11 protein-coding genes are annotated in these 11,953 nt (G+C 46.6%); 2 read left to right on the top strand and 9 right to left on the bottom strand.

Translation table 11 applies throughout. The features are described from left to right. Positions 1–62: 62 nt before the first annotated feature. Entirely contained in the window at positions 63–2,561 is a 2,499-nt protein-coding gene (locus AAAA73_RS12700; RefSeq protein ID WP_340598741.1) for a hybrid sensor histidine kinase/response regulator, read from the top strand. Here the strand turns inward: AAAA73_RS12700 and AAAA73_RS12695 are convergent, their stop codons facing one another. The 5 genes from AAAA73_RS12695 to AAAA73_RS12675 all read right to left on the bottom strand — a co-directional run bounded on the left by AAAA73_RS12695 (position 2,562) and on the right by AAAA73_RS12675 (position 8,043). After that, the gene (locus AAAA73_RS12695; RefSeq protein WP_340598739.1) at positions 2,562–3,599 is read right to left on the bottom strand and encodes a hypothetical protein; all 1,038 of its coding nucleotides are present in this window, start codon (positions 3,597–3,599) and stop codon (positions 2,562–2,564) included. Positions 3,600–3,709: 110 nt separating this feature from the next. Continuing rightward, complete coding sequence (locus AAAA73_RS12690) at positions 3,710–5,014, bottom strand: class I SAM-dependent rRNA methyltransferase (RefSeq protein ID WP_340598737.1); 1,305 nt, start codon at positions 5,012–5,014, stop codon at positions 3,710–3,712. Positions 5,015–5,016: 2 nt separating this feature from the next. Then, positions 5,017–6,126, bottom strand: coding sequence for an esterase-like activity of phytase family protein (locus AAAA73_RS12685; RefSeq protein ID WP_340598735.1), 1,110 nt, complete (start codon positions 6,124–6,126; stop codon positions 5,017–5,019). Further along, positions 6,126–7,166: an aromatic ring-hydroxylating dioxygenase subunit alpha gene (locus AAAA73_RS12680; RefSeq protein ID WP_340598733.1), complete on the bottom strand. Its 1,041-nt coding sequence runs from the start codon at positions 7,164–7,166 to the stop codon at positions 6,126–6,128. Before AAAA73_RS12680 ends, AAAA73_RS12685 begins: the two co-directional genes overlap by 1 nt. Positions 7,167–7,188: 22 nt before the next feature. Continuing rightward, positions 7,189–8,043: a bifunctional 5,10-methylenetetrahydrofolate dehydrogenase/5,10-methenyltetrahydrofolate cyclohydrolase gene (locus AAAA73_RS12675; protein WP_340598731.1), complete on the bottom strand. Its 855-nt coding sequence runs from the start codon at positions 8,041–8,043 to the stop codon at positions 7,189–7,191. A 168-nt stretch (positions 8,044–8,211) separates the two neighbouring features. Between AAAA73_RS12675 and AAAA73_RS12670 the strand changes: the two genes are divergently transcribed. After that, positions 8,212–8,496 (top strand): hypothetical protein, encoded by a 285-nt coding sequence (locus tag AAAA73_RS12670; RefSeq protein WP_340598729.1) that lies wholly within the window; start codon positions 8,212–8,214, stop codon positions 8,494–8,496. A gap of 54 nt (positions 8,497–8,550) precedes the next feature. On the opposite strand, the gene AAAA73_RS12665 is transcribed toward AAAA73_RS12670, so the two are convergent. The 4 genes from AAAA73_RS12665 to AAAA73_RS12650 all read right to left on the bottom strand — a co-directional run bounded on the left by AAAA73_RS12665 (position 8,551) and on the right by AAAA73_RS12650 (position 11,951). Continuing rightward, a complete protein-coding gene (locus AAAA73_RS12665; RefSeq protein WP_340598727.1) occupies positions 8,551–9,798 on the bottom strand; it encodes an NAD(P)/FAD-dependent oxidoreductase in 1,248 nt (415 codons plus the stop codon). A gap of 123 nt (positions 9,799–9,921) precedes the next feature. Then, a complete protein-coding gene (locus AAAA73_RS12660; RefSeq protein WP_340598725.1) occupies positions 9,922–10,701 on the bottom strand; it encodes a serine protease in 780 nt (259 codons plus the stop codon). 128 nt (positions 10,702–10,829) lie between these two features. Beyond that, positions 10,830–11,621 carry a serine protease gene (locus AAAA73_RS12655; protein ID WP_340598723.1) on the bottom strand — a complete coding sequence of 264 codons (792 nt, stop codon included), beginning with the start codon at positions 11,619–11,621 and terminating at the stop codon, positions 10,830–10,832. Positions 11,622–11,708: 87 nt separating this feature from the next. Next, positions 11,709–11,951, bottom strand: a complete 243-nt coding sequence (locus AAAA73_RS12650; RefSeq protein WP_340598721.1) for a hypothetical protein — start codon at positions 11,949–11,951, stop codon at positions 11,709–11,711. Between the last annotated feature and the right edge of the window lie 2 nt (positions 11,952–11,953).

Genomic DNA, 11,953 nt, shown 5'->3' with positions numbered 1-11,953 from the left:
TTTGAAGAAACCTTCAAACTCAATTAACATCGTTCTCACCCAGATCTGCGAGAGTGTAACAGATGAAACGTGTTAATATCATTCTGAAAAAAGCCCGTAAATTCTTTCTCTGGATACCTGTTCTGACGCTCGTCTGCGGGCTGTCTCTTTCATTTTATATTCACAAACGTATGACGGAACGTGAATATGTGGATCAAAGAGCCGACTCCATCAGACGCTCCAGAGAGATGATTCAATCACTGGATCTATTACTTTCCAACAGCGTTCTTAGAATTCAGTCCTATGAGGAGTACATCGGCACCCGTCCCATGGACTATTATCGCGATATGGCTTTTTTGGGTCAATCTTTGCGCTACACCGTTTTCCAACGCTTCTCTATTTTTCAGCTTGTCGGAAAACGTACAGCAACCCCTCCCAAATTGAGACTGATTTCAAGGATCAACACGCCCAATTCGCAAGTACCTTTGACCAAAGGAAGAAACATGTCTTCCGAGGCCGTCCTTAAGGGAATCGCTGACATCATCGCGCACAAGGAATACAGCCGCGCTATTTTACATGACCGGGATGGCGTTCCCCTGGTGACATATGTTCTGCAATCACGAAGCCGCGAAAATATTTACTTTGTTTTCTCGACACCGCTGGTTTCCCTTTTTGAAAAAATTGACATTCGCCCCACGGAGTCCCTGGAGATCGAGGACACCGCCAGCGCGAAATCCTGGATTGTTTCATCCGACGGAACCAATAAAACCATCCGTACCGGCGATGGCGAAACAAAGGCAAAAAAAGGTGACTCCCTTCTGCAAACGCTTCGCCTCGGGGAAACTCAGCAAAGCCCCCTGAAGGTTCACTTTCATTTTAATTTTCAAAAGCCGGATGGCCCCAACGCCTCCACCATAACCGGCCTGATGAGCGTCCTGATAACTTTGATTATCTCCTACCTTTTCTGGGTACTGGTGCAACAAAACCGCCGCGTCTCCAGAATGGTCATCGATAAAACTCATGACTTGGAACAAGCCCATCAGGAACTTCAAGAGGCCTTGGTCGCAAAAAATCGCTTCCTGGGAAATATCTCTCACGAAATTCGCACACCGTTGAATTTGATTCTGGGAATGATTGATCTGTGCGAAGAAAAAGACACCGACAAAAAGATCAATGATTATCTCAGTAGCATGCGCTCCTCTGGTAATCATCTTCTTTCCATGATTGAGGATCTGTTGGATCTGGCAAAATCCAGCACGAATGAGCTTCAGGTTCTGCCGAAACGAATGCAACTGATCAACTTCCTGACTGATATCTCAAAAATATCCGGGAAAGACTGCGCAAAGAAAAATCTGCGCTTTTACTCTCAGTTTGCCTTCGACCTGCCTTCAGTCATCCACTACGACCCAAGTCGTCTGCGTCAGATTCTGCTGAATCTTTTGCGTAATGCCTGCAAGTACACGAACTCGGGTCACGTCACTCTAAGAGTCAGCAAAATCCAGCAACAAGAGAACAAGGCGACCCTGCGCTTTGAGGTTGAAGATACCGGTGTCGGAATTCAGAATGACAAAATCAACAAAGTCTTCGACGCCTTCTTTCAAGTTGAAAACTCCACGGCTTTTGCAGAAGGCGGCGTGGGACTTGGCCTGGCCATTGTAAAAGAGCTGGTAAACAAGCTGAATGGACGCCTGCATGTGGCTTCCACTCATAAAAAAGGAACCCTGTTCCAGGTTGATCTCGATGTCGAAGTTATTGATGGCAGCAACTGGCTGGAGAGCTTCAACTCCCCGGATGATCAAATGAAGGAATTCACTTTGATCACAGAGGATCACAATCTGCAGGTCAGTGCTGAACCTCTGTCAATGCACCCGGCGATTATCTTCTCCAGAATTTCAAAGGATGAAAAGCCGCACGAAAATCCAAAAATTTCCCAGCAGAACAACTGGATCATGGTGGACACATCCACAGTTTCGATCACGGACGAATACATCACCGAACTTCATAAAATCGGAAACGTGCTTCTGCTGGGCAATAAGGATGAAATAGTTCAAAACAATCCACGGCTGTTGGCCCCTGTTTTGGATGTGTCTCCACTTGCCCTGACAGATGTTTTGTTAATCACAGGATTTTACGGCAGACACGCACGGCGCACCGAGAATCGCGAGTTGCAAAAGTCGAAGATGGAGCCAGCGGTCAAACCGATACCTGACTCTTTGAACATTCTGGTAGCTGATGACGACATGGGAAATCAGGAGCTTTACATGGCCTACTTTGACGGCAAGCCCTGGAATATCAAATACACCCAAAATGGCAAAGAGGCTTTGGATGCCTATATAGCCAACCCGTCGCAAATCGTGGTTCTGGATGTGAGAATGCCATTGATGGATGGCTTTGAAGCTGCCGAAAGAATGCGCGCCCACGAAGCTTCACAGGGATTGCCACAGCGACCAATTCTATTGGTTACAGCAGATGCTCTGGAAGAAACCATGAAAAGGGCGCAGACGATTCCGAAGACAAGCTTCCTGACGAAGCCGATTCGTAAAAAGACTTTGATGGATGCAATCAATCAATCCTTGAAATAGTTATTTCTTGGCGGTCTTGCTGGCTGTGGGTTTCGCTTTATATCCACAGCCGCTAAACTGACGAATCATGGAAATGGTTTTCTTACCTGAATTGCCATTCTCGCCGCAATCCTTGGATCCTTTTTTGGGAACACAAATTGCGGCCCAATAAGTACCATCTTCACTGACTGCTGAACTTGAAATGAAATTAGGACGGGATTTTAGCTCCTTAGCCAGTCTTTTCACGGCACAATCCGCATTGGATATCGCGTTTTTTAAATCCACTTCCTTACCGCAGACATCACCAGACAACTGAAACAACCCGACGGCAGCACCGTGCGGGGCATTTTCATTCACCTGTTCGGAATCACAAGATGACTCGGTGGAGGCCATGGACATCATCGCCCACACCCAGAATTTATTTCTTTGTTCGTTATCCATGGATGCATACTTGGGACAAAGGCTTTTCATATCCTTGGGAACTTTCTCGGAAAATGCATCCGCATTTTCCCGCACTCCCGCCAGAACCTTATTCCCCAATGAACCGTACTCTCCATCATCTTTGATAAACGAATCACAGGATTTAACAACTGAAGAGGCACTTTTGCTTTCGCGGTTTTGCTTCTGATCCTGTTCACTCACTGTCGGATCCTGATTCCCACCCTTGTCAGAGTCACGGCCGATCGCCTCTTGAATCTTCTGTCCTTCAACTTTTATCTTTGTCGCTTCCGAGGCCTGAAAAAACGGACAGGCTTTCATCGCCAGTTGAATTCCCGCAGCCAATTGCTGGGAGCGTGCTTGCGCTGTCGCCTCTGCCGTTGCCTGCTCCGCCGCTGCCGTTTGCTGTGCTGCCACTTGCTGCAGATACAGATCCATCATCGTCGGACCAACGGTCGTCGTTGTCGTGGTCGTAGTCACCGGCGCTGTCACGACTGGTGAGGCTGCCGTGGTTGGCAAGATCGTCGTCGCCGCCAAAGGCGTCACATCCTGTCCCAATGCAATTTGAGACATGAATAGTAAAATTACGATGATCTTGGTTTTTTTGAACAGCTGTTTCATCCCTGTATTTATCGGGTATAAGCCAGCCAAGCCTTAGAAAATTAGGGCAAAATAGAGCTTCGTGACACTTACCAAGGGCCTTCAATTAGCCCTTGGTCCAGCTCATTTGTTTAGACGATATAATGCACGTACATTTTCAGATAAAAACCCTCTGGGAATTGCATCAAAGTAGGATGATCCGCTGCATGCCCGCCGCGCAAAACGCTGCGAACTTCGCTGTAGTTCCTAAGTGATGCTTTTCTGATCGCATCACGGAATTCATCCTCTTCCAGTAAACCAGAACAGGAGCATGAAGCCACAAATCCATTCTTTTTTGCCAAACGGAAAGCGTGAGTATTCATTTTAATATAGGCCGCTTTTCCGGTTGGAATATCTTTTTTGGCTTTGATGAACGCCGGTGGATCCGAAATCACAATGTCATATTGGCCCGTAGGCAAATTTGCCAAACCTTCCAATACATCCATTTCGTGAACGGTAACCTTGGCACCTTCCCGCTCGGCATTCTCTTTGGCGAAAGCCAAAGCCGTCTTAGAGACATCCACCAGGGAAACTTCAACATCAAAACCCTCCGCCTTCAAAGCGCGGGTGATTTGCGTCGACCAATGGCCCACATAACAGCACAAATCCAACACACGAATAGTTTTGGTCTGTTGTTGCTTTGCCCAGTTTTTAAAAAGACCGATTGCCAGATAAATGTTATGAGTCTGATCCAGAAAGAACCCTGTCTTTTGGCCTTCACGCAGATCACAACTCATCTTGATAACACCAGCGTCTCCCGCGGCATTCAAAAGAATTTCCACGTGATCTAAATTGAAATCAGGCAGATCCTTCACAACTTTCGCTTCATTGTTGGTCAGACCTTCCAGTTTGCGAACACTGACATCATTGCGAATGATCACAGCTGTTTGATTCCAGTCAAACGAGGACAAACCCTGTTCTTTGGCTTTCTCTGCCAAACCTTTAAAGAAGGCTTCAGTATTCTGCAATGCCAGATCCATTCCTGCTGTCACAAGTTGGGCCACAAACACCTGAGCCTGCTTCCCCCCCTGGTCGATCACATAGTAATCCAGCACGATCCCCGGAATGTAGTCAGATTCACCGAACGCCAGACGGAAACTTCCTCGAAAACCCGCAGCCTTGCGCACTCTCCACGAATTTAGAATTTTGCTGTGAAGAAAATCAAATCCCGTTGGTTCCTTGTCCTGACTATTGAAAGTCAACGCACGGAAAGCGATTAAAGAATGCGGATTGCCGTAACCCCTTGCCAGGAACTGCCCCTTGGCGTCCTGAAGCTCCACGGGTGAACCCGGCGGCAAACCTTTCGGACTGACTGACAGCTCATTGGAAAAAACCCAGGGATGCCCACTGCGAATGCGTTTATCAGCTCCAGTGCGGAGTCTCCAAACCGTAACCATTGTTATTCACCTTCAATTGCAAAGACCAGAAGTTCAGTAACTTCGTTCTTGGAAAAATTATTATCTGACATAACCAGAAGCGTACGACGACCATCCGGCAATTTGGGCCCGATGGCCAAACCTTCAAAGTTTTGAACGTCTTTCTTTCCGCGCTCTTTTATCAAGTCTGTTTCAAGATCAAGCAGCTTCACTTTTTCAACGGGTGTGTACTTATGATCAGAAAGTTTCACCATCGGCAAAGTATTGGTCGCCTTTGACAAATCCGCCAAATACAAAGAAACCGTTGATTTCCAGCCTTTGCCATAAAGACGTGCGCCACGTTCAAGCACAATCACCTTGGACTCAGACAGGGCCAGAACCTCAGAAACACCTCTGAAAATCTCACGACCGATCTGATTGTCACGATAGGCATCGACTTTATAAGCAAACTCTGAAACCGGGGAATAATATCCACGTTGGGCACCACGGTCCTCAAATTTCAACATTCGTACGACAACGCCGGAGGCTTCGGTCTCCATGTCGATGTCCTGAGTTAAAGGCGCTTCAAGGCAGGAAAAAACAAACTTGCCATCAGCAGTCGCAGTCAACCCTTCAAAGGCACCATTGTTCTGAACACCTTTGCTTTGCATACCGGTGCTCTCTGGCAGGTACTTTTCCGGAATTGAAATATCTGATTTCCATTTGCCTTCCGCTCCTGCCCGGAAAATTCGTGGTAAGGATCGCGGCTTAAGATCTCCGTTACCTTCCGAGGAAATTAAAAAATCACCATCAGGCAATTGCACCAGGCCTTCCAAATCCACGAAAGCTTTACGACGGCCTTCTTTGGGAAGCCCTTTCACTTCTTTCACTGACTTAGGAATCAAGGTCATTGATTTATTATTAACTTTAAATTCGAATTGATAAATACGGGGCTCGCCCCAACGGCCTTTATCATCACTGATGGCATTCAGAATGCCGTCTTTGTATGTGATACCGGACAATCCACCAATGGTGGTGTTTTCAAACTTGGCGCCAGTGACAATCGATGTCTCGCCTACATATTTTAAACTTAAAGCCTGCGCGGGTCCTGACAACATCAGAACCGAAACAAGAACCATCAGAAATATCTGCATTAACTTCTCCAGCGAAGTTCTGTCTGTTTAACCGGATTTACAAAGTCGCGTTTTTCTTCCAGGGCATTGTGATATTCGGTCTTTAAAGAATAATACCACTTGGCCTGAGTGTCAGCGTCCTTGATCAACATCAGACTTGGGTCGTATTTCAGACCATCCTGCTGCTTGGTAACGGCTTCCATATCCTGGCCCAGGAACACTTTTCCGAACTGATTCACAGCCGGTTTAAATAGTGTCAGCCAAGGAATATCCCAAACTGCAAGCTGAGTGACCCGCGTGTTTTTCTCGTCGACCGGAGTCAGTGCTGTATAAGAATAGAATTTACGCTCCCCGACCTGAATATGCTCCACACGCACACATGGCAGCGTGAATGTGATTTCGGTCGTGGGCACTCCGCCCAACAATTTATAAGCCTTGGAGTTGGAGGACGGTTGATGACGAATCATCTGAAAACCAAAATCCACGGGTCCAAACAGCTTTCTTTTTTCAAGCATGGTTTTTTCAGAACGCCAGAACCAGCTTTTATGCACATAAGGACCATGTGCCGGGTCCATAAGACCAATGACCGCATGATCCACGTGACATGGGAAGTTCACCACATAAGTCAGATTCGGTTTTTTATCCTCTGGGAAACCCTTCATCACTGGTGGAGTGGGAACCTTGCTTAAATCAAAATCCTTGTCGCCCATAAAGACCCAGATCAACCCCTGAGCTTCGTGAACCGGATAACTGCGAACTTTGATTTTACCAGGATTCAAATCCTGACCTTCACACAACGACGGGATCTCTGTACAAACTCCAGATCCATTGAATTTCCAGCCATGATATGGACACTCAAGAGTGTCATTCACAACACGTCCGTAGCTTAACGGAATTCCGCGATGAGGACAGATGTCACGCATTGCTGAAACTTTCCCCTGGGAATTACGGAAGAACACCACAGGCTCATTCAGGATTTTTCTGGCTTGAGCTTTATTGATGGCAAGTTCGGCACTTGGCAAAGCCACGTACCATACGTTTTTTAAAAATCCTGTGAACATATGAACCTCGAGAAATTGAACTCTATTGACCTGCTCTGTTTTCAGCCAACAGACAAGTGTTTTCCAAAAGCGTCGTAATTGTCATTGGACCAACTCCGCCTGGAACCGGACTCGCAGCTTTTGCCCAACCTTGGAGCTCAGCAAATCTTACGTCACCACGAAGCTTTTGTCCCTGACCGGAACCATGCATTCCCACATCAATGACAATCGCATCTTTTTTAAAATCTTCTTTACCCAGCAAATGGGCCTTACCCGCGGCAACCACGACCAGGTCCGCACGCTGTGTGAACTCCGACAGGTTTTTGGTTTTTGAATGACATAAAGTCACTGTGGCATTGGCTTCTGTCAAAAGAGTCGCCATCGGTTTACCCACGATATTGCTGCGCCCGACGACGACGGCATTCATGCCTTCAACGTTGATTTTATAATACGCCAGAATGGACATCACACCTTTTGGTGTGCAAGGACTGACCAACGGTCGGCCCGCAAAGAAATAACCAAGAGACTTGTACGTCAAACCATCCGCATCCTTCAACGGCGACACCGTTTGCAACACTTCATGGGCGCTTAGATGTTTGGGCAATGGGAACTGTACAAGAATTCCATCAACACCTTCATCGTTGTTCAGAGTCTCAATCATTTCGATCAGTTCATTTTGCGTGATATCTGACGGCAAGGCATGAATGGTGGACGTCATTCCAACAAGTTCGCAGGATTTCTTTTTATTGCGAACGTAAATCAGACTGGCAGGATCCTCGCCCACGATAACAACCGCCAGATGTGGGGCGCGGCCGTTTTTTGCTTTAAATGATTCAATGCGAGGAACCAGGGAGGCGCGAATTTGCTTTGATACTTCTTTGCCATCTAAAATGAGCACGGTAACACCTCCCCTGTTTGGAAGCCCCAATTTCCAGTATTTTCCAAAGAAATTCAATGGTTTAGTTAATCCAATTTAAAATAAACCGCGGTCCCGGCGGGCATTTTCTACTTGCTTCAATCGTTCGATTTAATGTACAAGTTCTTAAAAACACTAGGGGATTTAAAGATGGCAGAAAAAGTAAAGCTCTCAAAAGACGGTAGCTCCATTGATTTCGTTCAGTCTGAAAGCTTGCCTACATCGCTAAAAAAGTTCCGCCAAAGCCCTGAAATCGAAGGTTTCTACCGCTTCGTTTTCGAAAATGACCTGCAAAAAGAATCCTACGACATTTTGGATCGTATCATTCAACAACGTAAGGCTAAAAAGGCTGGGGCTAAAAAAGAAGCTGCTGCTGCTGCCAAAGAAGAAAAAGCTGCTGCTAAAAAAGTGGAAGCAAAAGGTAAAAAGAAATAATTCTGAAACGAATTATGAATAAAAAAAAGCCCGGTCTCCCGGGCTTTTTTTATTTTAGAATCTGTTCGGTGCGAAGGTTTCCACATCGACGAAAGTTTTCTTCTTATCGATAAGGTCCGCCACCATCAAGCCTGTACCAGCGCCGGATTGAAGACCCAGCATCTGGTGACCCACTGCCAACATCAAGTTGGAGATCTTATTGTGGTAACCGATCAAAGGCACGCCATCCGGTGTACAAGGACGAAGTCCCGCCCACAGCTCCTGAACTTCCAGTTGCTCTGGAAGATACAACAACTCAGATGCACCTTTTTTGATATTGTTCACACGACGTTCTGTAATGGAGAAATCTTGATCCACAAGCTCCAAAGTTCCCGCGATACGCAAAGTGTTTTCGCGCGGAGTGATCGCGATTTTTTTCTCGACGAACATGATTGGATACTTTGGTTGTTTTTCAAGTTTTGGAACGATCAAGGCATAACCTTTACCACCCAAAATCGGAATTCTAAGCTGCAACAACTTCGCAAGATCCTTAGACCAGCTGCCTGTCGCCACAACGATTTCCTTGAATTTGAATTCACCTTTGGAAGTAAGGGCCTTGGTGACTTTACCACCTTGGATTTCAAGATCCATCAACTCACAGTTTTCAATGATCTCGCCGCCGTTAGCGCGAATTTCTTCGGCCATTGCCTGAACCACTTGGAATGGCTCAGCCATAGCTTCCTGATCAAAGTACACACCACCCAACATTGGCGGACGGAACGCTGGTTCGAAATTCATAATTTCTTCGCCAGTCATTTGTTTGCCAGTCACACCAACGCCACGAACGTATTCAAGTTCCTCAACAGCTGCCGCCACACCCTCTTTAGTGCGGGAAACCATCAAAAGGCCTTTTTGTTCAAAGCGGGTTTTTGGGTACTTCTGACCAAGTTTTGCGTACTCTTCCAAAGATTTTTGGGAAAGAACAACCAAGCCTTCGACTGCGCGACGCGCTTGCTTTTCATTCATCGCCTTCATGAAGTGGAACAGCCATGCAGCCAGATCCAACGACAAGGACGGTTTGATATGAAGGGGGCTGTTCGGATTCGCCAACCACTTCATGGATTTCAGGAACATACCTGGCATTGGAAGCGGCATAGAAAAGCAAGGAGTCATCCAACCTGCATTCCCATACGAGCAACCACGGCCCACTGAACCTTTATCGATTACACAAACTTTTGCGCCACGACGAGCAAGCTCTGCACCTACGGAAGTTCCGATGATGCCGGCACCAACTACTAAGATATCAAATTCTTTATTTTGCATACTGTTAATGGATTTACTCTTTTTTAATGGAAAAGCAAGTCCCGCTCGATGGCACGATTTGGCAATAAAAAATCCCGTGGTTTTTAAGCCACGGGATCTAAGTTTTAAGCTAAAAGCTCGGTTTTATTCAGCGATAGTCTGGTTAATCCAGTCAATTGCTGCATTGACTTTGGCATAAACGCCTGGGTAACCGGCACGTGCACAGCCTTTACCCCAGCTCACTACACCGATCAGGTAAGTTTGGCCGTCGTCCGCTTTAGCCACCAATGGACCGCCAGAATCGCCTTGGCAAGAGTCTTTGCCGCCTTGAGTGTAACCAGCGCAGATCATACGATCTGTGATTTTACCAGAATAGGACTTAGAGCAAGCTGCTTGAGAAACCAATGGAACGTCAACTTTTTGCAATTTGTCTGGAAGACCGTAAGCACCTTCTTTAGTCGCGCCCCAACCAGCAGTTGTGGACATGATTTCAGTACCGTCTTCAGGAATAACGATTTCAGTCGTGTTCAATTCGATTGGAGTGAATGTGGAGTTGCCATCAAGTTGGATCAACGCGTAGTCGTAGTCTGTGCCGCCACCTGGGTAGCCAGCGTTAGCCACGATTTTAACTGGAGCGAAAGACTCAACACCTGCAGTGTCTTTTTGACTGTGAAGACCGATTTTAACAGCTTTAACAGTACCACCTTTTACACAGTGAGCTGCTGTCAAAACCCAGTTTGGCTTAATCAATGAACCACCGCAAAAGTGACCGCCGTAGTTACCTTGTAGAGATACCATATATGGAAACTCACCAACAGACGCCTCAACGCCACCCACGATTTTAGCGCCAACTTTTTGCGCTGCTGTGGAAACTGCACCTGTAAATACTAGACCTGTGATTAATAGGTAGTTTAAAACTTTCATGTCCGTGTCCCTCTCTTTTTGAATCCTTCAAAAATGAATGTGCTTAGACATTGTTATTTGTTTTTCAAGTCGTGCCAAAGGCTAGTTCCAATTTGGGTATAATCTGTGTCTTGGTCCAGCTTTCTGGACTAAGGTATAGGAGCAGGCACCTCCCCGGCCATTGTTTGATTAATCCAATCAGTCACCGCGTTCACTTTGGCATAAACACCTGGGTAATTGGGCTCAGCACATCCCATTCCCCAACTTACGATTCCTGCCAATAATGTTTTTTCAGTCGTTTTTAAAATCATCGGACCACCGCTGTCACCCTGACACGAATCTTTGCCACCGGCTTCCAAACCTGCACAAAGCATCCGGTCGGTAACTTCAAATCCAAACGGGGAATACACCTTGTTGCAACTCTCCTGAGGAACCAAAGGCACATCGACTTTATTTAAAATATCCGGAACAGCCCCATTCGAGGTCAGCGTTCCCCAGCCCGCCACTGTTGTCATCACTGCTGGCGCTGTGGGCTCAGTGGGGATTTGAATTTCCTGAGTGTTCAGCTCTACCGGCGCGATCGCCGATTCCGCAGCAAGCTCAATCAGTGAGAAATCATAATCATTGGAAAAGTAGCCTTTTTTAGGATGATTGATAATCCGGGCAGCCGTATGAATTTCAGCCCCCTCCATTTGTGACATCTGATACAGTCCCACCAAAATTTTCGCGGGAGCATACTTCATACAATGGGCGGCGGTTAAAACCCATTTTTTTGCGATCAAGCTGCCACCACAATAAGCTTTGCCGTCTTTATCCAGGAGTGAAACGATCCAAGGGAATTCACCGGGTGCTGCTTCCACCCCACCAACGATGTCGTGTGAAAAAGCTGACTGACTGAACACGAATACCACTGACAACAGCAGGCCTCGAAACGCTCGCATATCTTTCCCCTTGCATGGTGATACTGAACGGTAATTACAGTTTTCAACCGGAACCCTGAACTCGCAAACAAGTCAGGGTCTTGGCTTTCAAATTACACGTTCGAACTTAATTGTGTTGGGATCAAAAATTTGAAACTCAAGTGGATCGGTGCATTTTACCTGCACCCGGACGATCTGCCCCTTGTCCATGGGCTGTCCGCTATGATTGGCAATTCTTAGTAGGTTCCCGTTAAAACTGCACAGGACATCCCGGCCCGATTGTTTTTCTTCAACAACAGAATGCAGGATCTGCCCTTTGGTCAGTGATTTCAGGAACGCCGAACTTGCCACCA

The sequence above is a fragment of the Bdellovibrio sp. GT3 genome, assembly GCF_037996765.1.
Lineage (GTDB): Bacteria > Bdellovibrionota > Bdellovibrionia > Bdellovibrionales > Bdellovibrionaceae > Bdellovibrio.
This window is presented reverse-complemented; position numbering and strand designations above follow the sequence as displayed.